This window comes from Xenorhabdus griffiniae (assembly GCF_001028135.1).
In the GTDB taxonomy this organism is placed as follows: domain Bacteria; phylum Pseudomonadota; class Gammaproteobacteria; order Enterobacterales; family Enterobacteriaceae; genus Xenorhabdus; species Xenorhabdus bakwenae.
Window position 1 is genome coordinate 1 of the sequence record NZ_LDNM01000021.1, and the last position, 25339, is coordinate 25339.

At 47.0% G+C, this 25339-nt stretch carries 14 protein-coding genes; 5 read left to right on the forward strand and 9 right to left on the reverse strand.

Annotation, left to right across the window (positions count from 1 at the left end):
• Positions 1 to 66 precede the first annotated feature (66 nt).
• Together betB and betA are read left to right on the forward strand one after the other, a co-directional pair.
• Positions 67 to 1545 carry a betaine-aldehyde dehydrogenase gene (gene betB, locus AAY47_RS06685; protein WP_047768214.1) on the forward strand — a complete coding sequence of 493 codons (1479 nt, stop codon included), beginning with the start codon at positions 67 to 69 and terminating at the stop codon, positions 1543 to 1545.
• 27 nt (positions 1546 to 1572) lie between these two features.
• On the forward strand, positions 1573 to 3237 hold the full coding sequence (gene betA, locus AAY47_RS06690; protein WP_047768135.1) for a choline dehydrogenase: 1665 nt from the start codon (positions 1573 to 1575) through the stop codon (positions 3235 to 3237).
• 111 nt (positions 3238 to 3348) lie between these two features.
• Here betA and AAY47_RS06695 read toward each other — a convergent pair whose 3' ends face one another.
• Genes AAY47_RS06695 through AAY47_RS06710 form a run of 4 tightly spaced genes read right to left on the reverse strand, consistent with a single transcriptional unit; the run spans position 3349 to position 15359 of the window.
• Positions 3349 to 9642, reverse strand: a complete 6294-nt coding sequence (locus tag AAY47_RS06695) for a TcdA/TcdB pore-forming domain-containing protein (RefSeq protein ID WP_083446752.1) — start codon at positions 9640 to 9642, stop codon at positions 3349 to 3351.
• A 37-nt stretch (positions 9643 to 9679) separates the two neighbouring features.
• Positions 9680 to 11845 (reverse strand): type I secretion system permease/ATPase, encoded by a 2166-nt coding sequence (locus tag AAY47_RS06700; protein WP_047768136.1) that lies wholly within the window; start codon positions 11843 to 11845, stop codon positions 9680 to 9682.
• Positions 11845 to 13230, reverse strand: a complete 1386-nt coding sequence (locus AAY47_RS06705) for an HlyD family type I secretion periplasmic adaptor subunit (RefSeq protein WP_047768137.1) — start codon at positions 13228 to 13230, stop codon at positions 11845 to 11847. Before AAY47_RS06705 ends, AAY47_RS06700 begins: the two co-directional genes overlap by 1 nt.
• Positions 13230 to 15359 carry a peptidase domain-containing ABC transporter gene (locus tag AAY47_RS06710; protein WP_235428303.1) on the reverse strand — a complete coding sequence of 710 codons (2130 nt, stop codon included), beginning with the start codon at positions 15357 to 15359 and terminating at the stop codon, positions 13230 to 13232. The genes AAY47_RS06705 and AAY47_RS06710 overlap by 1 nt, the downstream gene beginning before the upstream one ends.
• Positions 15360 to 15766: 407 nt before the next feature.
• On the opposite strand from AAY47_RS06710, the gene AAY47_RS06715 reads away from it, so the two are divergent.
• Positions 15767 to 16633, forward strand: coding sequence for an AraC family transcriptional regulator (locus AAY47_RS06715; RefSeq protein ID WP_047768139.1), 867 nt, complete (start codon positions 15767 to 15769; stop codon positions 16631 to 16633).
• 528 nt (positions 16634 to 17161) lie between these two features.
• Here AAY47_RS06715 and AAY47_RS06720 read toward each other — a convergent pair.
• The gene (locus tag AAY47_RS06720; RefSeq protein WP_047768142.1) at positions 17162 to 17785 is read right to left on the reverse strand and encodes a helix-turn-helix domain-containing protein; all 624 of its coding nucleotides are present in this window, start codon (positions 17783 to 17785) and stop codon (positions 17162 to 17164) included.
• Positions 17786 to 18271: 486 nt separating this feature from the next.
• Between AAY47_RS06720 and AAY47_RS06725 the strand changes: the two genes are divergently transcribed.
• Together AAY47_RS06725 and AAY47_RS06730 are read left to right on the forward strand one after the other, a co-directional pair.
• Positions 18272 to 18967, forward strand: a complete 696-nt coding sequence (locus AAY47_RS06725; protein ID WP_047768144.1) for a helix-turn-helix transcriptional regulator — start codon at positions 18272 to 18274, stop codon at positions 18965 to 18967.
• A gap of 14 nt (positions 18968 to 18981) precedes the next feature.
• Positions 18982 to 20268, forward strand: a complete 1287-nt coding sequence (locus AAY47_RS06730) for a cytosine permease (protein WP_047768217.1) — start codon at positions 18982 to 18984, stop codon at positions 20266 to 20268.
• Between the two features lie 43 nt (positions 20269 to 20311).
• On the opposite strand, the gene iolB is transcribed toward AAY47_RS06730, so the two are convergent.
• The 4 genes from iolB to iolG all read right to left on the reverse strand — a co-directional run bounded on the left by iolB (position 20312) and on the right by iolG (position 25318).
• A complete protein-coding gene (gene iolB / locus AAY47_RS06735; protein ID WP_047768146.1) occupies positions 20312 to 21142 on the reverse strand; it encodes a 5-deoxy-glucuronate isomerase in 831 nt (276 codons plus the stop codon).
• A gap of 23 nt (positions 21143 to 21165) precedes the next feature.
• The gene (iolE, locus tag AAY47_RS06740; protein WP_047768148.1) at positions 21166 to 22056 is read right to left on the reverse strand and encodes a myo-inosose-2 dehydratase; all 891 of its coding nucleotides are present in this window, start codon (positions 22054 to 22056) and stop codon (positions 21166 to 21168) included.
• A 53-nt stretch (positions 22057 to 22109) separates the two neighbouring features.
• The gene (locus tag AAY47_RS06745) at positions 22110 to 24044 is read right to left on the reverse strand and encodes a bifunctional 5-dehydro-2-deoxygluconokinase/5-dehydro-2-deoxyphosphogluconate aldolase (RefSeq protein ID WP_047768150.1); all 1935 of its coding nucleotides are present in this window, start codon (positions 24042 to 24044) and stop codon (positions 22110 to 22112) included.
• 287 nt (positions 24045 to 24331) lie between these two features.
• Positions 24332 to 25318, reverse strand: coding sequence for an inositol 2-dehydrogenase (gene iolG, locus AAY47_RS06750; RefSeq protein ID WP_047768152.1), 987 nt, complete (start codon positions 25316 to 25318; stop codon positions 24332 to 24334).
• Positions 25319 to 25339: the final 21 nt, after the last annotated feature.

Consider the following 25339-nt stretch of genomic DNA (forward strand, 5'->3'; position numbering starts at 1 on the left):
CTGCAACCTACCGTCGATGTCAGCGTGGTTTTTGTCTTGCAAACGGGATGCGTTCATATAGAATCTATGACCCATTTTGGATTACAAAAACTTTATATCCACGGTGCTTACGTTGATAGTACCGATCCTAATAACACCATTTTTGATGCAATTAACCCAGCTAATGGTGAAGTTATTGCTCAATTTCAGTCTGCAACAGAACAAGATGTTAATTTAGCAGTTGAAAGCGCCCATAAAGGACAGAAAATCTGGGCAGCCATGACGGCGGTGGAACGGTCACGGATCTTACACAAGGCGGTGAATATCCTGCGTGAACGCAATGATCAACTGGCTGAATTGGAAACACGGGATACCGGCAAACCCCTTTCTGAAACCCGGCAGGTTGATATCGTCACAGGTGCCGATGTGCTGGAATACTATGCGGGCCTGATCCCAGCCCTTGAGGGTCAGCAGATCCCATTACGTGAATCTTCTTTTGTCTATACACGCCGTGAACCATTGGGCGTCGTAGCCGGCATCGGCGCATGGAACTACCCGATTCAAATTGCCCTGTGGAAATCAGCCCCCGCTCTGGCTGCCGGCAATGCCATGATTTTTAAACCGAGTGAAGTCACCTCCCTTACCGCTTTGAAGTTGGCTGAAATCTATACCGAAGCCGGTTTGCCAGATGGTGTTTTCAATGTCTTGACCGGAGCCGGCCATGAAGTCGGGCATTATCTGGCTGTCCACCCTCAAATCGCCAAAATGTCTTTTACCGGCGGTATTGTGACCGGCAAAAAAGTGATGGCAAATGCTTCCGCTTCAACTTTAAAAGAAGTCACGATGGAATTAGGTGGAAAATCTCCGCTGATCATTTTTGATGATGCCGATCTGGATCGTGCGGCTGATATTGCCATGATGGCAAACTTTTTCAGTTCAGGTCAGGTTTGTACAAACGGGACACGCGTCTTTGTCCCCAAAGCATTACTCTCACAATTTGAAACAAAAATTCTTGAGCGTGTTAAACGCATCCGAATAGGTTCACCTCTTGATCCCAGCACTAACTTTGGTCCGTTGGTAAGTTTTCCACATATGGAGTCGGTTTTACGCTATATCGCAAGCGGTAAAAACAGCCATGCCCGCCTGCTTTGTGGTGGCGAACGTCTGATGGAGGGCGAATTGGCGAAAGGTGCATTTGTTGCACCGACAGTATTCAGTGACTGTACCGATGATATGTTGATTACACAGGAAGAAATCTTTGGGCCAGTGATGTCTATCCTGGCTTATGAAACGGAAGATGAAGTCATTGTCCGAGCCAATAACACCCATTATGGCCTGGGCGCAGGATTAGTCACTCAAGATCTTTCCCGCGCACATCGCGTGATCCACCAGCTAGAAGCCGGAATTTGTTGGATCAATACCTGGGGAGAATCTCCGGCAGCCATGCCTGTCGGTGGCTATAAACATTCTGGTGTTGGCCGGGAAAATGGGCTGGTCACACTACAAAACTACACACAAACCAAATCAATACAGGTGGAATTAGGCAATTTTGAATCCCTATTTTAATCCACGTCTGAAACAGAGGAGATAACAATGGTTTTTGATTACATTATTATCGGTGCTGGTTCAGCGGGTAACGTGCTTGCAACTCGTTTAACGGAAGATGCCAATGTATCGGTCCTGCTGCTGGAAGCAGGTGGACCCGATTACCGATTCGACTTCCGTACTCAAATGCCAGCGGCGCTGGCATATCCCTTGCAGGGAACCCGTTATAACTGGGCTTATGAAACCGATCCCGAACCCCATATGAATAACCGACGCATGGAATGTGGACGCGGTAAAGGGCTGGGTGGATCTTCACTCATCAATGGCATGTGCTACATTCGTGGCAATGCACTGGATTTTGATCATTGGGCAACACAATCTGGGCTGGAAGACTGGACTTATCTTGATTGTCTTCCCTATTTCCGCAAAGCGGAATCAAGAGATATTGGCGCAAATGACTATCATGGTGCAGACGGGCCTGTCAGTGTCACGACACCCAAAGCAGAAAATAATGAACTCTTTCACGCAATGGTAGAGGCAGGTGTTCAGGCGGGTTATCCACGTACTGCCGATCTGAATGGCTATCAACAAGAAGGCTTTGGGCCGATGGATCGCACCGTGAACCCTAAAGGACGCCGTGCCAGCACAGCCCGTGGCTATCTGGATCAAGCACGTTCACGCCCCAATCTCACTATCATGACTCATGCGTTGACTGATACCCTCGAATTCGCAGGCAAAACCGCCGTTGGTGTCAATTTTTATCAAGGTAATAGCGCAACTTTAACCCGGGCAAAAGCACGTAAAGAAGTGTTGCTCTGTGCTGGTGCGATCGCCTCTCCACAGATTTTGCAACGTTCAGGTATTGGTCCCGAAGAAATATTAAACGAGCTTGGTATTTCTGCGGTGCATGTCTTGCCAGGCGTTGGGCAAAACTTGCAAGATCACCTTGAAATGTACTTGCAATATGAATGCCTCAAACCCATTTCTCTTTATCCGGCATTAAAATGGTATAACCAACCTCAAATTGGCGCTGAATGGCTATTCAAAGGAACAGGTATTGGTGCCAGCAATCAATTTGAAGCAGGTGGTTTTATTCGTACTGATGAAAAATTTGCCTGGCCAAATATTCAATTTCATTTCCTGCCCGTTGCCATTAATTACAATGGCAGTAATGCCATCAATCAACATGGTTTTCAGGCTCATGTCGGATCTATGCGTTCCCAAAGCCGTGGTCGGGTGAAAATTAAGTCACGAGATCCGCGTCAGCATCCCAGTATTTTATTCAACTACATGTCAACAGAACAGGATTGGCAAGAATTCCGCGCAGCTATTCGTATTACACGGGAAATTATGGCACAACCTGCGCTGGCACCCTATTGTGGGCGTGAAATCAGTCCCGGTGTTGAAAATCAGTCAGATGCGCAGTTAGATGCCTTTATTCGTGAACATGCCGAAACGGCATTTCACCCATCATGCAGTTGCAAAATGGGGACTGATGAAATGGCGGTCGTGGATGGTCAAGGACGCGTGCATGGCATTGAAAATCTACGTGTTATCGATGCCTCTATTATGCCAACCATTATTACCGGTAATTTAAATGCCACGACAATCATGATGGCTGAAAAGATTGCTGATAAAATCAGGGGAATTTCTCCTCTGCCCCGCAGCCAGGCAAAATATTATATTGCCAATGATGTGCCTGCCCGCCTATAGGCAAAAACCGTTGATCAATAAAAAGCGGGGTTTATCACAATATCTGATCGTTGGGAGCATGACCTGATAGCAACAGGAGAGACAATTAGCCTCTCCTGTTATTTCTCGTTCTTACCCTATGACAGAGTTGGAGTTAGGCAACAAAAGCGGCTGCTCGGCCTTAGCCGGTTGTATATTTTGCCGTAGGTGTTCGTAAACACCACCCATATCAGGGAATGAAGCCATCGCCTCGCTTAACTTCACCAGACTCGGGCTTTCCGCCTCTGAAACAGTAGTAACGGTATGAGCAGCAATATTGGGTCGCCTGCTGGCCCAGGATAAATCCATCAACATATCTCCTTGCTTACTCATGTTCTCGACTAGACGTGTCACATTAATCGCCGACGAAGTTCCCTCCAAATTAATATGCAAATGCTGATGAGATTTGGCCTGATTACCAAAAACCTGACGCACCACCAATGCTGTTCCATTACCGGAGTCAGTCAACATCAAATCATCATCGTGTCGGTTCACGAGAACACTTTTCAGATTGGCTATCGGTAAGATCAGACGATCTAAAGACTGTCTCGGATCGTTATTGTCGATGATCACCTTACGGTAGTGAGCCCACATCTCTTTACTGAATCGATAGGTATCATGATTGGCTCCACCATACAGCACCAGACTATCGACACCATCAATGATCGGTAGCGTTAGATTATCACTGGCTTCGCCGCCTTGAAGTAATAAGGATGACTTGATTCGCTCCATTCCAATGGATTTATTGAGTATTTTTACCCCACTGCTATCGCTCTGGTATAACGCCTGAGTCATCGGGTTATACACATATGCCGCCTTATTTTTGGCGTCGATTCCCAGGAAGCGCAGATTACCTGAGACGGGAATGCCCTTGCCTGAAAATACCTGACCGCTATCAACATCAAACCAGTCTTGCATATTGTTATTTTGTAAGGTCAGTACCCCTTTGGCATTCCACCGAGCGGTAAGTTCAGTGAGTGCCTGTGACAAATTAGCCGCATTGTTCTGATGCCACTCTTTATCAACACCAACTAACCGCAATTCACCATTATTAGCTCGTACCAATATCTCACCCTTGACGGTGATCAGACGCATTCCGGCATCGACCGGTTGTGCCGCCTTAAGAGACAACTCAGGTGTCAACTCACTGGCAACGGGAAGTTGTGCCGAAGCATTAAGTACAAAGCCAGAACCAAAGGCAGTAGCCAATGCATTCGTAGTCATAGCTGGTTGGTGATATAACTTACCACTTTCCGGTTCAAAGAGCCGCGCAACGGTGCCATCAGCGTCGAATCCCAGGAACTGTAGCAATTTATCCTGTAGTGCTGCTGACGCCACGACCACTTTTCCATTGTGATACCACACGGGTAACACGCTTTTGCCATCGGTGCCCTTGACTCCAAATACCGCCAGAGTGGTTCCACCATTTGTGACACTCGCCAGATCCTGCCACCAGTGGGGACGCCCCTTGAGCCAATGCTCGTTAACTGCTTCGTAGTTAAGCTGCCCCAATGCATCAAGTTGCGCTACGCGCCCATCCTCAGTGATGGCAAGCAGGCTACCATTCAGGTTGACTACGTTGGCTAACGGTGGTGTGTTGATACGCAAGGCAGTGGGTTGATTAGCGTCAAGAACAGCCTGACCTGGGCCTTCCTGACGGAACAAAGCATTCTGCTCTTTACTGTAGAAGAAGAACACTTCCGTACCTGCGGGACGGGAAATCGTGCCCGCTAACACAAGGTCAGCTGGGATCTGCCAGGCACTGCGGATCTGTTCATGCCCTTTAAAGTACAAGGTTTGTTCTTTCGGTGGTGCCAGATTCGGTTTAATCAGTGTTCCATCGCTGGTGCGTACCCAGTAGCGATGGGCCACACCAGCCGTATCCGTTCCGAATAGGGTGACCAACTCGGCACTGGTCGGTCGGATCAGCCGTGCACCCAGGGTATACACCGAAGTCTCACGTTGAGTGCTATTGCTCTCGTAACCTCGAAGTATAGTCTTAAGCTCGTCACCATGCCGATCTCTGTTTGCCGAAAGCCGGAGTAACTTTTCATCACCCACCACGCTAACTAACTCCATGCGGTCATCGATGATCCGGTAGCTCAACTCAGCTTCTCTCTCTTCCAACTGATAACGGCGCGCCAGGTAGACTGCATCACCTTCTTGCCATAACCGACTAATCCTGCCTGCATTCTGGTTGAACCATGGCTCAAACTGCGCGTTAACTTGTCCCGTGGCAATGTCTACCCGCCACGCGACCGCGTTATCGGCGTCGTAGAAATAAGCATAGTCACCCATCACCGCCCCCAGCTGGGCATGTTTAGCTTGCTCGTGAAGAGTATCGGTGAATAGCATCCGCTTCCTGGAGACGTCATAGAAAGCCCGACCAACATCATGCCCGTTGTGATTGTAGTTCTCCACTACCACATACTGCCCGTGCAACTGATGCGCCTTGGCCAGCAAATTGAGATGTTGCTCAATTTGCTGGCCGGGCACTTGCCACTTGCCCGCATCTTCGCTTATCACCTGCGTTGTCAGATTGGAAAAATCGACTTCACTCACTTCATTTTTGCCGTTGACTACCAATATTTGACCATTCTGAGAGGGATCGAGTTCGACCACGACGCCACCGACTACCAATCGGCTCTTCGAGACGCTGATAGTATCACTGGCGAGTTGGCTGCTATCGATGATCCAGCGCGACGGGACATTGCGGCTGCCATCTGCGTTGGAGACGTCACTGATGAGCTTCACACTGGTGCCTTCATTCAACCCGATCAGGTATTCACCTCCGGCTCCTTTAATCTCGTAATGCAGATAGCCGTGCAGTTCTTTAGGAAGCTCAGGCACTATCAGTTTCCTGTCGTGTTGATCGAGCACGACTTCGATCGGTGTTGCTACATACTCCTGATGGATCCTGCGGATCGTTGCTTCTCCCGGGAAGATGTAGAAATCGTAATCGAAGCGTTTATCCTCTTCGAGTCTGCGAATAACATCAAAACCCGTATCATGCCGCGTTGTTGCCCCGGGAAGTTGCATATATTCGTACCTGATGAAGGACTTAGGTGTCCCCGGCAGGATTAATACGCTACTGTCACTGTGCTCGAGTTTATGAGAGACACCTTTGTAGCCGATGCCGCTACGGACTTCAATCGCCTGGCTGCGATCATGAACCATTCTGGGAAAATCGCCGATCCAGAAGAAATAATTGATTTTTCCTGAACCAGTAGAGCCTGAATGGGTGCGATAAATATACTGGCTGTCAAAATCAATCTGATTATTGCGCAGATCCAACGTCTTAATCACAGCCCCGGCTAATGGTATCAGCACCTTTTTCTCACTATCATACCGGTAACCATTGCCCGTGTAGGCTTTGTCGAGCATATCGAAGTAACGGCCCACCGCTTTTGCATCCTCAGCAACGGCACCAAACGCTTGCGCCAGCGCGGTAAAGCCCACGGCAAGCCCACCAAGGATCACGCCGGCACCACCCAGTACAGCAGAGGCCGTCGAGGCACCAACCAGCCCGGCACCCACCCCGGCAGTACCTGTCACGAAGCTGGCCGAATCGAACGCTAGCTGGGTTCCGAACACGGCCTTCTGGGTATCCGTTTCGGCATGGGCTAGCTCATAGGCATCCAACCCAACCAAGGCTCCACCAAGCAGCACACCTATGCCTTCATTGGCAGTATGAGCCAGAGTTGAAGAAAACTGATTGAGCGAGGTTTCAGCGACCATCACTTCACCACGTAACGCCGTGCGCACCAACTCGATAACGTTGGTGACATCGTTCGCACCTGCGTGAATCATCTGGGCGTAGTTAAGGTAACTATGGATCTTGAGTGCGGTGGCCAAATCAGGCGAAACTTTCCCATTTGCCGCATCATTGCGATTCTTGTCGGCAAGCCACTGGATTAGCGTCTGTACTGCAAACCCAGCATTCAGCCCATCAACCGGAGCTGCCTCACCGTCAATTCCATTGAACCGTAACTGGCCGCGTTCAAGGTTAAAATGCTTGCCCAGCGTGAGCATATGTTCATCGACGAAATGGCGGAATTCGAAAAAAGTGGCATCGTTGCTGCTCACCAAACGCGTCTCTTCCAAGTGATCGCGATTGATGAATTGGACACTGTAACGACCTTCCCCCTGTTCCTTAATGCTGCTAATTACTGGTATCCAACGATGGTCAAACTTATGTTCCTGAGCGAGCGCTGTCATGGCCTTATCGAATTTTGCTCCCCACTGCTCTGTATCAAGGGTAGCCAATGAGGTGCGTAACTGAGTATCCTCGGCAATGTTCACTTGGGCATTGACGGCTTGCTTGACCCACTGGCGTTGTTCTATCACAGTGGCAAGTTCGTCAGGACGGGTCAAATCAGCAACATCTAAGCCATAGTCTACGGGTACTCTTGCCATCTTGACAGGATCGATCTCCACCAGATTGAAGGTAGGCGCAGACTTACTACCAAACGCACTATAGTGAACAGCCAATCCACGCTTCACTAAATGTTTTTCCATAGCACGTAAAAAATTGACTGAGTTATCGAATGCAAAAATCCCGAAATTGGGATCATAGAAATAGTAACGACGCCCTTTAGCGTCGACAGTGCTCCCCACCATCATGGCATGGTTTTGGGTATTGAGGGCGAACGTCGAAGTTCCAGTCGCTTCCTGCAACAAAGAAACAACCTTAGGCAAGGTAACCTTCTCTTCCAGCGCTTTTGACGCCTGACTCGCCTCAACATTAGAGTGCAGCCTTACCAGACTGTTTTTTAGCAGCGTAGAACTGCCCGCCTGAGGGGAAGCTGCGGCAAAGAAGAGTTTTTCCACCAGACTATTGATACGTGCTTCACCACCGCTGGCTAGTGCTACTGCCATAGCTCTGACCAGGGGATAACAGCGACCACCAGATGCGTCTCCAACCAATGACAGATAAAAATCTTGGGGTATCAGACGACTGAAGCTGCTACCAGCACGCTGAAAGTCCTCGCTGAACACCGCTGTCTGTTTCAATATTTTGTCAATATATTCAGCCCGGCTAACTTCAGTGATGCGAGCGCTCAAAGCCCCTCGCTGTTTAGGGGTAAGTGGGCTGTCAAGAAACAGTTTTTTCATCTCTAGGATTGACATTCCATCGTTAAAACCTGGAATGGTCGTATCCTGAACGTTCTGCAAGCCATCGGAAAATTCAGGACTCTTCGGCCCACTTCGCTGGTAAGCTTCGGCAATAGCATAACGCTCGCCCACGTTATAATCGCGTTCCTGCCCACCGCCTTGGATAGAGGTATCATCAATCCTCACTACCGCATCTATACCGTTTTTGGACTTGATCTGCTGCCACAACCAGCTTTGTTCCACGGAAAACACTTCACGCAAAACTGAATCGTATTGCTCCTTGTAGTGATCCAGCGTGATATTGATATACCTTATCTTTTCATCAATCCGAGAAATCTCAGAACGGTCTCTGGTTTTTCTTCGATTTTCATAGAGTTTATTCCGGCTATCCACCAACGGCTGAGTTTCTGCTCCGATCGCAGCCTGGACCCGGTCACGCAACCCAATCCATCCAGCAATTGCCGGATGATGGGGAGAAAATTCTCCCTGTTCATATACACCCTCAGAGATCCCTTCAACTGACACGCCAAACTGTGCAGCCGCCTTTTTCAGTTTTTGATGGATCTTCTCACGATAAGTGGCGAATTGGGCCTTGCTGCGCTCAATCGCCTGGCTGTCAGCGTCCTGAATCAATATGGGTTCCTCACCACGACGCAATGTCGGCCAGATATTCAGACCGTCCCGTTGATACTCCTGGCGCTGGAATACCAATTGCCATTTACCCTCAACGTATTGCATGTATGCCGCAGCAAGACCTTCGGCGGTGTTTGCTACCTGATAATCCTTAAAGTCCACTGCCATGACCACGTTATCATATAGCAACGAACTGTTGACCCGTCCGTCGTGATAGACCCGGTAAGTATCAGCATCAAGATCGGTCACCACCAGTGAACAGCCTGACAAAGATCCCGTGAACAGAAAACTTCCCGGAATTGCATACTTAGGAATATCTACATAAGCTGGCAACGTATTAGCCTGGTTTGCTCCGTTGTAGCCAAGGAAATAGGCTGGCACGCTGTCAGCATCACTCCCGGCTATCTCATTCGGGCTTCGATCCGCGTATTCAATCTCATATAAGCCTGACTTAATTTTCACCAATTTGGCATCTCCCTCTGCCGGAAGCCGCCCTGCTCTAACCAGTGTCTCGGCACTGATAGTGTTAGATTTTGCAAATAATTCAGGATTGATAGCAAACTGCCGGATATTCGCGCTACCCTGACGGGGTATCGCCTGAGCGGAAACAAGCAGCGATAGGTAGCTGTTATTGGGCATGACAATTCTCCTTATAAAAAAATCCTACTGATGATCTTTACGGGGTTACTTTTTCTTTCATCTGCAAGGCCCACAGCCGGGCGTAAAGCCCGTCTAAGGCGAGCAATTGCTCGTGGCTGCCCTGCTCAACGACTTGCCCCTGATCGAGTACTAAAATCCGATCAGCATGGCGCAAGGTATTTAGGCGATGAGCAACACTGATCACAGTGCGGCCTTGAGCAATGTGCTGCAAGTTAGCTATCACCGCTGCTTCCGATTCATAATCCAAGGCACTTGTGGCCTCATCCAGCAGCAGAATGCCTGGATTCGTTAGCAAAGCCCTGGCCAGAGCGATACGCTGACGCTGTCCACCAGACAAGAGCACGCCCTTCTCACCAACCTGCGTGTTGTATCCCTGTGGCAAGCTGCGAATAAACTCGTCTGCTCCAGCCAACGTTGCTACCTGAATCACTTCAGCATCACTGGCTTGCGGTCGACATTGACGGATGTTTTCTGCGACCGATCCTGAAAACAGCAAACTCTCTTGTGGTACGACACTCATGTTGCGACGCAGCTCCACCGGATCCGCAATCGCTAAGTCGATGCCATCCACTAATACTTGTCCGTGCTGGGGAATATAAAGGCGCTGTAACAACCGCGTCAGGGTGGATTTACCCGAACCTGATGGCCCTGTAATACCAACAAATTCACCGGGACTCATTTCGATATTGAGGTTACGCAATACTTCCTGACCTTCCTCGCTGTAGCGAAAGCGTACACCTCTGAAACTCACCCCTCCTTGTAATCTGGGGATTGAAGCCAGACCTCCGCTACCGTTTTCTCCCTCTTCATCGAGGATGTCACCGAGCCGCTTCAATGAGATTAAAGTGTGTTGAAAGTCCTGCCAGACCTGAGCTAAGCGCAGGATCGGTTGGGTAACGTGCTCCGACAGCATATTAAAGGCCACCAGCTCCCCCAGACTGAGTTTTCCCTCCATCACCATAATAGCTCCCCACCACAGTAGCAGGGCGGAGGTCAGTTTCTGGATCAGCCCTATTCCCTGTCCGGCGAGGAGTCCTACTACTTTGGCGCGAAATGAGGCACGGACAAACGCAGATAGCTGGCGCTCCCAACGGCGCGAGAAACCCACCTCAGTAGCGCTGGTCTTAATCGTTTCAATGCCGGTCACTGATTCGATCAGGAAAGCCGTGTTGTCAGCCCTTAACTCATATTCCCGCAATACCCTGGTACGCAGCACAGGTCCAACAACCATCCAGAACAGGGAATAGAGCACCAGAGAGCCGAGCACCAGCCATGTTAGCTCAGGGGCATAGAAGAACATCACCGCCACAAACAAGCCGACAAAGGCCAAATCCAGTACCATTGTCAGTGCCGAACCGGTAAGAAACTGTTGTATCTGGCTCATTTCGCGCACTCTGGCGATGATTTCTCCCGTTTGACGCTGCCGGAAATAATCCAATGGCAGGGTGATTAAATGCTGATAGAGACGACTGGAAAGCTCAGAATTGACTTTACTGGCAAGATTAGCGAACAGCCAGGAGCGGAGAAAACGATAAACAGGCTCGCACACGGCCAGGATAAGCATGGCAAATCCCAGCACCTGTAAGCTTGACAGGCTGCGACTGACCAGAACCCTATCGATCACATTCTCGAACAACATAGGGGTGACTAAGGCAACCAACTGTAGCATCAAAGACACGAGGAGCACGTTTCTAAACTGGGCGGCATGTTTACGAATGGAAGGTATAAACCAGCTAAAGCCGAATTTCTGTCGTTTCGGTTGCTCGACTGCCTCCGCCAGTAACACAACCCTGCCTTGCCAATGGTCAGCAAGAATAGTCCGGGGATAATGTTTCTCTTTACTCAAGTCTGGCTGATACAAGACAACAAACTCACCTTCAACCCTTTCCAGTACTAACCAACCCTGTTCTGTATCCAATAAGACAGGCAGGGGAAGGTGTTCGAGACGGCTCATATCTGTGGTGATATAGCGAGCCCTCAATCCGATCCACTGGGCACAACGGCAAAGGTCTTGGTAGTCTGTGTTACCCTGGGTACGGGCGAGACGGTGACTCAATAACTTCGGCTCCACTGCCACATTGAAATGGCGGGCGGCGTAGGCCAGAGCCAAAAGACCACTATCTACGACTGTGGACTCGTCTCCGCTAAATGACTCTAATCGGGTAGATTCGATAGCTGGCATTATCGTTCCTTCAAGGCTTCGGACTGGTACTGTTGCAACGGACTGATCAGGTAGTCGATTACCCGTCTATCCCCGGTACGGATTTCGGCGGTAACACTCATACCTGCTTGTAATGGGACTTCACGCTCATCCACTGCAACAGAGGTTCGTTCCATTCGAACCCGTGCCGGGAATACCAGCCCCAGTTGCTCATCCTTAACTGCATCCTTAGAGACATGAGCCACCTTGCCCCGTACAGTGCCATAACGGGTATAAGGGAAAGCATCGACCTTAATTTCCACCGGCTGACCTGCGTGCACAAATCCCACATCCTTGTTCAACACCATCACTTCGGCTTCAAACAGAGTATCATCAGGTACGATCACCATCAGTTGTTGGGCCGATTGCACGACGCCCCCCAGCGTGTGGATCGCCAATTGCTGCACCACACCATCAACCGGTGCCCGCAGGGTATACAAGCGCAACCTTTCACGCGTTTTAATTAACTGCTGTGCCATAACAGCGATTGCGGCCTGTGCTTCATTCAACTGGTCATAATATTCACGGTTGATCTTCGCCAGATAGCGCTCTCGGCTTTCCTGCAATCCCTGATATTGCTCTTCAAGGACAGCCAATTCGGCATGTTGTTGAGAAAGAGAACGTTCTACCTCCAGCCTTTCTTTCTCTTGCCCCAGTAGCTCAACTTTTGATAGCAGCTTTTTGGCAGCCAGGATCCGGTGCGCTTCAAGACGTACCTTGATATTGGCTGCAAGATGCTCCAACGCGGAGATGTCGGCACGACGGGCGGACTGGTTCGCCTGATTAATCTTCATTTCGCCATCCAGACCGTTTAGATTGGCAACCACTTCTTTCCAGATACTCGCCAGATGCTCTCTCGCTTGCATGGCCTGTGCTGGCGGGATATTTTGCGGAACGACAAAATTTTCGATAGGGGCATCGGTCAGCAGAGCCTGCAATCTCGCCTGCTCCAACTGTTTGACGTTAATCTGCGCCTGCAACTCCTTCAATTCAGCTTCAACGCCCAGGGTGTTGAGTTTAATAAGTACATCTCCCGCTTTTACTTTCTGGCCGTCACGAACTAATATCTCGGCAATTTCACCCGTCTCAAGGGGCTGAATGACCTTCGAATTGCTGGATACAAGTAATTTCCCCACAGCATTAGCATGGATGTCCAGTCGGCCAACCATTGACCAGACCAAAGCGATTAGCAGTAACAGAGTCAGTGCCCCCGCCGTCAGCCTTGCCCAAGGTGCCGGAGGGCGTTCGACGATCTCCAGATAGCCAGGCTGAAACTCGTACTCGTCACGGGTACGCTTCGGTGCCTCGGGTGCACAACGTTCTTGACGCCAGGCCAAAAATACGGTTTTCAGATGCTTGAACGACATCACACCACCTCCTTGCGTAATGCCTGTTGCAACTGCCACAGTCTGGCGTAGCAACCTCCCTTAGCCAGCAGCTGGTGATGGCTGCCCGATTCAGTGATCCGGCCCTGTTCTAACGTGATTATACGGTCACAATCACGCACTGTAGACAAGCGGTGAGCAATGGTGATAACGGTGCGTCCCCGGGAAATCTCAGCCATATTGGCCTGGATTAAGGCTTGAGACTCATCATCAAGGGCGCTTGTCGCCTCGTCGAAAATCAGAATACTGGGGTTAGCCATCAATGCCCGAGCGATAGCAATGCGTTGGCGCTGCCCCCCGGACAGAGAGCTACCCGCTTCAGCCAGCACGGTGTCATAACCCAGAGGCAACTGAAGGACAAAATCATGAGCACCCGCTAATTTGGCAGCGGCTATCACTTCCTCCAACGAAGCGGTGGGATCCTTGAGTGCAATGTTATGGCGCACACTGCGCTTGAACAGGTAATTCTCCTGCAACACAACCCCGATCTGGCTACGCAGGCAGGTGGGATTGAGTTGATGTAGAGGAATGCCATCGAGCAAGATCTCTCCTCCGTCTGGCGCATAAAGTCTTTGTAGCAGGCGGGCCAGGGTACTTTTTCCTGAGCCGGAAGGACCGACTATTCCCAAAGACTCGCCCGCCCTGATATGCAGAGTTATCCCTTTCAGTACAGGCTCTTGGTCGGGTTGGTAACGGAACACCAGATTACGCAGCTGTAAATCACCGTTGAGCGGCTTCCGGGGATAAATATCTCCCTGTACCTGCTCAACAGACAGGTTGAGCATGTCGCCAAGTTTGTCAACAGCGACTCTGGTCAGGACAAACTGCTGCCACAGGTCGATCAACTTAGCGATAGGTTGGCTGATGTGTGACACCATCATATTGAACGCGATTAGCTGACCAATGGTGAGTTCCAGAGCAATAACCATATTCGCCCCTAACCAGATAATCCCGACACTCGTTACTTTCTGTAGCAACATCACTCCGTGGCTGACGAAGCTATTAAGAACCTGAGTACGAAAACTGGCTTCAACCATATTTGCGGTCTGGGATTCCCAACGCCGCTGCATATTGGGTTCCACCGCCAGACTTTTGATGGTTTCGACACCGCTAACGGATTCGTTCAAAAAGGAGGTATTGCAGGCCGCAGTCTGGAACTGCTGTTCAATCCGCTGTTGCAGCGGTTTTGAACTCAGCCAGGCCAACAAGAAATAGAGTGGTAATAACGCTAACACTACGCAAGTCAGAGGCAATGACAGCCAGGCCATTACCCCGAAGAAGACAAAGGTGAATGCAACATCCACACATAAGGTCAGCATAGAGCCAGTCAAAAAGTCACGAATACTGTCAAGCTCTTGCACCCGAGTGATGATAGAGCCTACCTGACGGTGCTTAAAGTAGAGCAGAGGCAGACCCAGCAAATGCCGGAAGAGTTTAACGCCCAAGGCAATATCGATGCGGTTAGCGGTATGAGCGAACAAGTATTCACGTAATCCTCGGAGTATCACCTCGAACACCCCTGCCACGATTAGCACTATCACCAGCACATCCAGGGTGGACAATGCCCTGTGTACCAACACTTTGTCCATCACGACCTGGAAAAGCAAAGGTGCAACAAGAGCAAGTAGTTGCAGCATCAGGGAGAAAATCAGTACCTCACCGAGGAGGTGGCGGTGATGAATAAAGGCAGGAATAAACCAGGAAACATCGAACCTGTGGCCCCCCTCCCGCAGCTGGATCACTTCGCAACTCCACCTGGCTTCAAGCTCATCAATAGGAAGTATTTCAGGTGAAGCGGAATAAGGAGACTGGATCAGAGCCTGATCAGGAGAGAGGCGTACTAATACAACAAATCCTCCCTGCTTGTCTCGAAAGGCCAAAGGTAACTGTTTTGGTGTCAGCTTATGGAATTTTAAACGGCATAATGCCATATCAACATTATGTATTTTACCGTATTCTTTGACTGCAAATTTCAGCTTGCTATCAGAGGATAAAGAAGGCGTTTCTTGAGCTTCACCTTTAATCAACTGCAACAATAATCGACAACAGTCAAGGGCAGAAGACAACGGATCGGTAGATATATTGTCCTTATCAATCGTAGCACCCATCATGTGATTCCATTCTCATGTTATTGGAAAAATAAACATATTCGTAAGAGGGTTAATCTAAATTCATTAACGATATCTCTATGGCTGTGAAAAAAAATTTCGCATAGTCAAGATAACCAAGAAATATGATAACCGTCAGTAATAGTTATCAATACTATAATCATTATCAACTTCAATCCAGAAAAATAATTTAAATTTAAATCAATAAGTTAATTTAAAATGGTCATGTTTGTTATTGGCTTGTTTCCTATTTTTGCCTGTTTTGTATCTAAATATGGTGCAATAAATAAACCTCGAAGAGAGACTATTTATTGGCAGGAACATCCAGGAAAAATATAAGTCAGCAATAATCATCATGTCCTGCTACAGGAAACTATATAACATCTCCTTGTACCCGATAGGTTGGATATATGACGATGATTAAACAACGATTGAATGCCCTTCTTCATTACATTGATGAACATATCGATACACATATGGATGGAGAAAGTTTGAGTAACATTGCAGCTTGTTCTAAATATCACTTTCACAGATTGTTTTCTGCAACTTATGGTATCGGTGCTGCTGCATATATCAGGCAAATTCGATTGAAAAGAGCGAGTTATAAGTTGGCGTATAACGATGATTCAGTAATAGATATTGCTCTTGCATGTGGATATGAAAGTCCGGAGGCATTCTCCAGGGCGTTCAAAAGTTCAGTTGGTCAAAGTCCTATTGAGTTCAGAAAAAAACCTGATTGGTCTGTCTGGCACAGACACTACCAAATCATAAATAATATTAGGACTAAAATGATGAATGAGAAATTATCTCCTGTTGAAGTAAAAATCGTCAATTTTCCAGAAACCACCGTGGCAGTTATGGAACATAAAGGTCCATCATCAAATATTGGCAATACAATTAGGGCGTTCAAAGCGTGGAGAATAACGAATAAGTTATCCCCAGAGCGTCACCGAACTTTTAATTTTGTTTATGCAGATCCCGCAAACATTGACCCGCAAGAGTATCAGTTTGATTTGTGTGTAGAGGTTTCACCAAAGTTTGCGGTTAAGAATGCAAGAATTGCATTAAAAACAATCCCATCAGGAAAATGTGCTTATATTAGATACACAGGCTCAGATGAGGGAATCACCTCCATAGTCAATTATTTGTATACAAATTGGTTATCGGAACACAATCAGGAAGTTCGGGATTTCCCGCTCTTTTTTGAACGCGTAAAGTTGTTCCCAACGGTGACTGAAGCCGAAGCCGTCACTGATATTTACCTGCCTCTGGCATAAGACACCTTGCAAGTTATTGCTACATTAGCCTGTCGTATATTGGCTTAATGATAGCTCCAGTCTCTTAATCAGACATCTTCGATTAAGAGACTGGCTACTCTATTTTAATTCAAAAAAACAGTTTAAAAAACGAACTAACATTTCCCTGGTGTGGGCGAGTAACATTTTAATTCAAAATAATGAAAATAATTTGTCCACATAGAAGGAGAAGGGTCTCTCTAATCTAACGTCCAGACAAAGTATAAATTTTATCTTATGTTTTGATGATGAAATTAATACACCAGACAAATATCAAAATCAACACATAAAAACACAAATGTTGATTTTGATGGTGAATACGTGTGTCATTATTTAAGGATGAATAAACAAAAAAACAAATAAGTAAAACTAACCAATTGATATTATTAAATATTATTCAAATCAGAATATATCTGTTCTTAACAACAAGGAAAAAATCAAGAATATTATTTGCCTTATACATAGCATGGTTATTAAGCGCTAAGTTGTATAAATATTCATATGATACATCTATGTGATAAGGCCGTTTTTTCCATATCCGAACCTTTCTTCCATTATGTCTCCAATGATTATCCAATTATCCAAACTCTCTCTATTCGATTCTTTGATATGGAACTGTTGCAGTTTTGGATCGAAACATAGCTTTGGATTGTTACTCGTGTAATTACCTCTCCTGATTATTAATAAATCTCCTGAATTATGTTTGCCTGATAAATCATCCTCAAGTAAAACGGCAACAATATTAGGCCCTGTACCAAAATAATAAGTCAGTTGCCGTCCAACCATCAGGGAGCCTATCTTACTGACCAAAAATTCAGAAGTAATACATTCAGATTGCATAAATAACGGAACAGCACAGGGATTCATATTCCCTTCATAAGAAATGGTTCCATCCAAACGCTCTTTTTCTGCGATATCAGTTGATTCTATTTCACTATATGATATGCCAAAGAAATTGGAGATTTTCTGTATTGTGGAAGAGTGAACGTTTTGAACCCTATCTTCTAAGATGTTATAGATAGTCGTACGATTAAGATTTGTTTGCTCACAGAGCGATACTCTTGTTTCCCCTCTGGAATCGAGTAAATATTGCAAGTTTTTTCTCAGGTGTTCCATTTTTTTCTTCTTATACATACTCACGCCCGGAAATTTATAACTATATAATTTATATTATTTTTTAGACTAAACTCTTTTTGTAAGCGCAGGAAAGGGTGAAAACCACTCTTGCTATTGAACAGTAAAAGTGATAACAGTTTTTTCTTGGGTAGAATCATTTAATATATACCCGATAAACTTCAAGCTGCAATCCGCAAGACGACGCGAGGCCTTATATTTCCCCGCTGCGCGGGGAAATATAACACGCATCTTGAAGTTGGATTGGTATAGAAAATATTAATCGGGTAAGTTATCTTTTTGGAAAGATGAGCAAAAATAGATAATAAATAGCATCAAAGCAGACAAAAACAGATGAAACATGACTTGCAGCGATATTTTAAATTTCAACTTAACAATTACCGTGGAAAATTAACCTTGATGAATATGGAATCAATACAAGTAGAAATATATAAATACAAACGTCCTTATTGACAATGAATAAACTAACAATTATTTGAGATAGAGATGAGTTTATCCTATAAAAATAATGAACCCTATTTCAAGGGGCTAATTGCCATGATGGAACATCTCAGCGATCCTTGGGGTATTAAGGATTTGGATTCCAGACATATCTATATGAATAAAGCGGCTTATCTTTACACCAACACACCAGAATACTTTGATATTGAAGGTAAGTTAGACTGTGAATTTCCAACTGATTGGTCTGACGACCAATTTTCACAAGATCTCAAAGAGCATGACCGGAGAACCGAGGAAGCAAAAGATAGAGTTTCCATTATCGAAACACATTATTGGTACGGGAAAAACAGTTTGGCCCCTTTCATCAGTGAAAAATTTCCCGTATATAACGATGAAAAAGAGTGTATCGGGATAGTCTGGAATGCTAAACCATTAAGTAGCTTCTCTCCCTTAAAATACATTAATCGCCACAAACCCAGCACTCTCACTACAGAAGCAACTACAAACCTGTTTACTCGTGGTGAGCTGGATATTATCTTCTTCATGCTGCAAAGACGCTCAAATAAGGAAATTGCCCAAATATACAACGTTAGCCACAAAACGATAGAAAATAGAGTTTACAACATCTATCAAAAAGCGAACGTTCATTCACTCCAGCAATTTGAGGAGTTTTGCAGACACTTACAATTAGATAGCTATATACCGGAACGTCTAATTGAAAAAGGCGTTCTATTTCTCTAAAGAAGTCAAAAATGATGGGAGTATTAAAAATTGAGCACTGCCCACTAAAGCGAGTACCACAAACACAACGTGTATCACTGTTAAGCGTGGCTATTGTGCATATGGGCATGTTGACAGCATTAGATCAATTTATGCTTGGCGCTGTACTCGGTGACTCTATGGCTTTGATCGATGCCTTTATTGCTATTTTCATCGGCAGCCTGATCTTTGGCATTGTCACGTTTGGACTCGGTTTTGCGGGAATGCGCGAAGGCTTATCCGGCAGCCTGTTGGCCCGGTGGTGTGGTTTTGGCCGCATAGGATCTGTATTAATTGGCCTCGTAGTTGCAATCAGCTTATTAGGCTGGTTTGGTATCCAAAACGCCATTTTCGCCCATTCCCTTAATTTTGCTTCCGGCGATAGACTCGGGTTTGGCTGGTCAGCAGCTTTCTCCGGCACTTTGTTGACAACACTGGTCGCCTTTGGCTTTAAGGCATTACGTTTTACCGCCAGGATCGCTGTTCCTCTGTTTATTTTGCTGGTTGCTTATATCTCCACTACCGTACTGTCAGGTAATACGGGTCAACAGCTACATGAAATTATCAAATTACCCCATTCTGGTGATGCCTTAACCATCAGTGCAGGTATCACGATCGTCGTAGGTGGTGCAATTGTTGCAAGTTTGATGACGCCTGATCTGACTCGCTACACCAAATCAGGCAAGCATGTTTTGGGGATCACCTTGCTGACCATTATTGCAGGAGAATTTGTGATTAATGGCCTGGCGATCCTTATCGCAAAGGCCCTGAATACGTCAGATGTTGTTACTATTATGTCGCAGGTGGCAGGCGGCGCAGGTCTTTTGGTTGTCGTTTTCTCCACGTTGAGGGTCAACGACTTGAATCTGTATTCTTCATCATTAGGCATTATCAGCGCCGCAGAGGGTATTACTGGCAAAAAACTCCGTTATCCTCCAACGACCGTCGTTATTGGCATACTTGGAACGCTACTTTCTATTCTGGGTATCCTGGAACGATTTGTGGATTTCCTGACTGTGTTGGGCGTTGTTTTCCCGCCCATTATTGGGATCATGTTGGTTGATTACTATATTCTGCGTTCCCATCGCAAGATATTAGATAAGAGCCGAGAACAAGGCGCACTTCCGCCTGAAACACCAACCATCGGCTGGGCTGCCATTATTGCCAGTGTTATCGGCAGCGTGATTGGTCTGGAGGCAGAATGGGGTGTTCCAGCAATTAATTCACTATTGCTGGCAAGTTTAGCCTATGGGTTATTCAAATCAGTTTGTAAGTGCGTTTAGCATAATGCATCTATGATATTGCTCCCCAAATGGGGAGCAATACCTAACGGTCACCATGTTTCTCCGCATATTCTTTGCCATTAACCCATTGATGATCTTTTTCCCAGGTAAATAACCACTTACGTGTCGGGCCAGCCATAACATTTAAGTAATAACTGTCATAACCCGCGATGGTCGCCACGGGATGATACCCTTTGGGCACCATCACCACATCCTTGTTATAAACCGCCATTGTTTCATCCAACGAGCCGTCATCAGTATAGACTCGCTGGACACAAAAACCCTGTGGTGGATTCAGGCGATGGTAGTATGTTTCTTCCAGATAAGTTTCTTGCGGCTCGTTGTCAGTATCGTGCTTGTGGCTAGGGTAAGAACTGGTGCATCCTTCATCGGTATAGACTTCAACAACCAGTAGACTCTCCGCCGGTTGATCATCTGGCAGGATATTATGAACATAGCGTCGATTATGACCATTGCCACGCTGTTCAGCCCCAATATCTTGTGGGGCGATTAAGCGGGTGGGATAACTGCCTTTTCCTTTCGCCTGACATACCGCCAGTTCAAGTCGAGTCTCGGCAACGATTTCCATCGTTTCATGAGGTGCGACATAGACGGCATAAGGCTTTTTGCGCTCAAATGGTTCCATGCGCTCCCCTATTTTTTCAAACTGTTGCTGAGGCGTCACTACCGTGGCTTTTCCTGCCACCAGCACCAAACACGTTTCATTTTCCGAAGCGGGTAAGGTGATAGTTTCCCCTACATTCAGTTCATAAACAGCAAAATGAACATATCCCCAATTTGCTGTTTCCGGCGTAATATGTTGCGTCTGTTTACTCTGATTTGGTGCGTGGTATTTTGACAGTAGTTTAGACATTTAACCTCCCCCAATCTCCGCATTTAAATCAATCCCGCTTCTTTGGCAAATTTATGCAAATTGCGATATCCCAGCGTGGCATAAGTCAGTGGATGGGCAACAGCGGGATCTTGTTCTGCTTCAACCACCAGCCAACCGTGATAGTTATTCGCTTTCAAGATCGCAAAAATAGCGGGATAATCGATGCAGCCATCTCCTGGTACGGTAAAAACACCACTTAATACCGCATCAAGAAAACTGGTTTTCCGGTTTTTGACATCTTTTAACACGTCTGGACGAATGTCTTTGCAATGCACATGATTAATACGTGAGCACCAACGTCTTGCCACAGCTAACGGATCATCCCCCGCAAAGGTCAAATGCCCGGTATCCAATAACAATCCCACTTCTTCACCCGTATTTTCCATCAGGCTATCGATGTCTTCTGCACTTTCAATCACCGTTCCCATGTGATGATGATACGCAACCTGTACGCCTTGTGACTGAGTATAACGGGCAAATTCTGTCAGTTTTTCACCATATTCCTGCCAACGCTCTGCCGGAAACAGTGGTCGGAGATGCACTGGCTTATCCTGATTACCATGAACGCAATAGCTCACTTCGGCAAACACCATCACAGTAGCCCCCAATTCCCGCAACAGGGTCAAATGCAGCTGAACTGCGCCAATCTCTTCTTCAACGCTGCGTGTTAGTAGTTCACCGGAATACCAGCCAGACACGAGTTTTAAATCATGAGCGGCCAGAATGGGGCCTAAAATCTGTGCCTGGCGAGGGAATTTATTGCCCAGCTCAAAACCGGCAAATCCTGCCTGTCGCCCTTCTGTCAGGCACGTTTCCAACGGTGTTTCTGCCCCCAGAGACGGCAAGTCATCATTGGTCCAGGTCAAGGGGTTGATGCCAAGTTGAACAGCCATGAGGCTCCTCCTGTAAGATGAAAAAAGGGATGTTCTTTAGCTTTGTTATTCGGCTATCCACGCTGACGCCAGTTGTTAATCAGGTTGTGATAGTTAGTTTTTATTTTCTGGATAAGCGTTTCATCATCTATTTCTCCCGCCAGCCATTGCAGTGACGGCTGCCCGAACAGCGTTCTGCCAACGGCAAAACCTTTGACGATAGATTTACCCGCCGCTGCATTGAAACTGGCCTTTAAGATTGTTTCCGGTGCATCAAGGCCAAGGATCACAACCCCACGGCAATAAGGATCATGCTGTTCAACTAATGCAGCGATTTGGTCCCAGGTTGCAGATTGCATCGGTGGTAATTTCCACCAGTCCGGTTTAATACCAAGATTGTAAAAACGCTGGAGTGCTCGCAGATAAAGCCCATCAGAATGGGGCATATCGACTGGCAAGATAACTTCCAGCAACCATTCATGACCAGACTGACAACAGGCGGTATAAACTTCTTGTATCGTTTTTTCCTGTTCCAGACGCAATGGGTGACTATCTTCTGGATGAAAGAACACTAAACATTTCACAATATGTTCCTGCGGCCAGCTAACCAGCTGGGAACCAATATTACCGTGTTCGAGGCAAAGTGGTCGGGAGCCGGGCAGTTCAATCGGACGACCAATCCATAACCCTTTCCCGGTTGCAGCATTCAGTACATCTTGACCGAAACTGCTGTCACATAATATCCCTGCTTTTCCTGCCAAGTGGGCTTCTGTGCTGACTTCCTGGCTGGCACGGAACAGTTGTTTTTTCAGTTGCGGAATGCGATCGAGACTGGCATTCACCTGGCGTGCCATTTCAACAAACTGGATACGATGGTCAAATGCCATGATACATAATTCATCCCATTGTTTATGACGATGACTAACCCGATGCAGGTGGCTGAGATGTGGATCTAGATCTGGACATCGTACTTCCGTTGCTCGCATTAAAGTTGCTCGCATTAAAGTTGCTCGCATTAAATAGTTATCCAACTCCGTTTTATCTGGCATGGCGGGCGCACACCCATGACGGGAAACAACCAAAGCGCCACAAGCATTGGCATAAGTGCAAGCCTGTTCCCAACTTTCGTTATTAAGATAGCCACGCAATAAACCGGACATAAAGGCATCCCCAGCCCCCAAAACGTTCAAAACCTCTACCTTGACGCCCCGGACAGTGACCCCCTTATCTAAGGTATCAGGAATATTGGCAGTGAAGACCGAACACCCTAATGCTCCCCGCTTACAAACCAATGTTGCAGCCGTCAGTGTCCGTATTCGACACAAAGCTTCGACAGTATCCGTAGAGCCACCAGCAATATGAAATTCTTCTTCGGTTCCCACAATTAAGTCAAATAAGGAGAGCACTTCCTGCAATTGTGCTGTCACTTGCTTTGAGGCGATATAGCGAGTTTCACCGTCGCCCAATGAAGTCAGTCCCCACAATACCGGACGATAATCGATATCCATAACCGTCTTGACACCATTGCGGCGGGCGTAAGTCAGTGCAGTCAAAACAGCATCACGCGTTTGTGGATGAGAAAGGTGAGTTCCGGTGATCGCCAGACAACGGGCAGATGCAATATAGTCTTCACTGAAATCATCTCGGGTGATCGCCATATCAGCACAATTATCACGGTAAAAGATCAGCGGAAACGTGTCGTTATCTTTAATGCCGAGTAAAACCAAAGCCGTCAGCCGCTCTTTATCGGTGATCAAATGGCGGGTATCACAACCCACCCGCTCCAATTCTTCACGTAAAAAGCGCCCCATGTGTTCATCACCCACCCTTGCCAGCATTGAAGATTTTAATCCCTGACGCGCGGTTCCATAGGCAACATTCCCGGAAGAACCCCCTAAGTATTTTGCAAAGCTTGCCATGTCTTCCAGACGGGAACCCATTTGTTGACCGTACAGATCAACCGCAATACGTCCCATGCAAATCACATCCAACTTTCTATGCTGTTCCATTGATTCACCTCTTACCGGATACGCTATTTTGCTAATACATAGTAGAGCGCCATCCCATAAGCTGCCATGTTCTCGGCAAGGAAAACACACCTGAAAACAACAATCAGTGTAATAAGGCAACCTGCCGGTTTAACCATCGCTCAGGGGGTAATATCCACCTGTTCTGTATACACTTCCCTGAAATCTATTGGGTACAAAACGGTCGGCCACAGTTATGATTGCTGGAACAGACAGGATGACTTTTATGAAATAAATGTTCCAACAGTGTTTGTTGTTGTAATTTATCGTTATAGCCTGATTTCTTTACCGGATTGCAGAGATTCGAGCGCCTTGTCTGCGAGGTATAAAGCCCGCTCTCCATCGATACCGCTCGTCTCAGGTATTGCCCTGCCAGCCATGACATCAACAAAATGATCCCATTCCGCAATATAGGCTTCACGATAACGCTGCAAGAAGAAATGCACAGGCTTGGCGGTGGTACAACCGTTTTCCCCCCAGAACGCCACACTGTTTTCCTTGATATTTCCGGCGGTCAGAAGCCCCTGCTCACCATGCAGTTCCAATCGTTGATCATAACCATATCCAGAACGACGGCTGTTAGTGATGGTCGCCATTGCCCCCGATGGAAATTTCATCACAATAAACGCGGTATCAATATCGCCCGCCGTACCTATAGCAGGATCGACAAGATTGCTCCCCTGAGCATAAATAGCACATGGTTCTTCACCAATGATAAAACGAGCCATATCTAAGTCATGAATGGTCATGTCCCTGAACATACCACCCGATACCCGCACATATTCAGCGGGTGGAGGAGAAGGATCACGGGAGATAATAAGCAGCGATTCTGCCTTGCCAACGGTTCCGGCATCAAACAGGTTTTTCAGCCGACGAAACTGCGGATCGTAGCGGCGATTAAACCCGACAATCAGAGGAACCTGACACGCTTTTACCGTCGCCAGGCATTGACGAACCCGTGCCAGATCAAGATGAACCGGTTTTTCGCAGAAAATCATTTTATTGTGTCGGGCAGCCAGTTCTATCAGATCGGCATGGGTATCCGTTGCTGATGCAATCAGGACGCCATGAACAGCAGGATCTGACATCACTTCTTCAGTGATCTGTATTTTAGCCTGATAGTGGTGTGCCAATGCCTTAGCACTTGTCAGATGTGGATCTATCACAGAATAGAGGCAAGTTTCTTTATGGTCAGCGATGTTAAGCGCGTGAACCTGCCCAATTCGTCCAGCGCCAAATAATGCAATATTGAACATGAATGCTCCTTTGTACATATG

Bases quoted from the DNA above. Each gene is read 5' to 3' on its own strand.
- betB (WP_047768214.1), top strand. From the start codon at position 67: ATGACCCATTTTGGATTACAAAAACTTTATATCCACGGTGCTTACGTT.
- betA (WP_047768135.1), top strand. From the start codon at position 1,573: ATGGTTTTTGATTACATTATTATCGGTGCTGGTTCAGCGGGTAACGTG.
- AAY47_RS06695 (WP_083446752.1), bottom strand. From the start codon at position 9,642: ATGCCCAATAACAGCTACCTATCGCTGCTTGTTTCCGCTCAGGCGATA.
- AAY47_RS06700 (WP_047768136.1), bottom strand. From the start codon at position 11,845: ATGCCAGCTATCGAATCTACCCGATTAGAGTCATTTAGCGGAGACGAG.
- AAY47_RS06705 (WP_047768137.1), bottom strand. From the start codon at position 13,230: ATGTCGTTCAAGCATCTGAAAACCGTATTTTTGGCCTGGCGTCAAGAA.
- AAY47_RS06710 (WP_235428303.1), bottom strand. From the start codon at position 15,359: ATGATGGGTGCTACGATTGATAAGGACAATATATCTACCGATCCGTTG.
- AAY47_RS06715 (WP_047768139.1), top strand. From the start codon at position 15,767: ATGACGATGATTAAACAACGATTGAATGCCCTTCTTCATTACATTGAT.
- AAY47_RS06720 (WP_047768142.1), bottom strand. From the start codon at position 17,785: ATGTATAAGAAGAAAAAAATGGAACACCTGAGAAAAAACTTGCAATAT.
- AAY47_RS06725 (WP_047768144.1), top strand. From the start codon at position 18,272: ATGAGTTTATCCTATAAAAATAATGAACCCTATTTCAAGGGGCTAATT.
- AAY47_RS06730 (WP_047768217.1), top strand. From the start codon at position 18,982: ATGGGAGTATTAAAAATTGAGCACTGCCCACTAAAGCGAGTACCACAA.
- iolB (WP_047768146.1), bottom strand. From the start codon at position 21,142: ATGTCTAAACTACTGTCAAAATACCACGCACCAAATCAGAGTAAACAG.
- iolE (WP_047768148.1), bottom strand. From the start codon at position 22,056: ATGGCTGTTCAACTTGGCATCAACCCCTTGACCTGGACCAATGATGAC.
- AAY47_RS06745 (WP_047768150.1), bottom strand. From the start codon at position 24,044: ATGGAACAGCATAGAAAGTTGGATGTGATTTGCATGGGACGTATTGCG.
- iolG (WP_047768152.1), bottom strand. From the start codon at position 25,318: ATGTTCAATATTGCATTATTTGGCGCTGGACGAATTGGGCAGGTTCAC.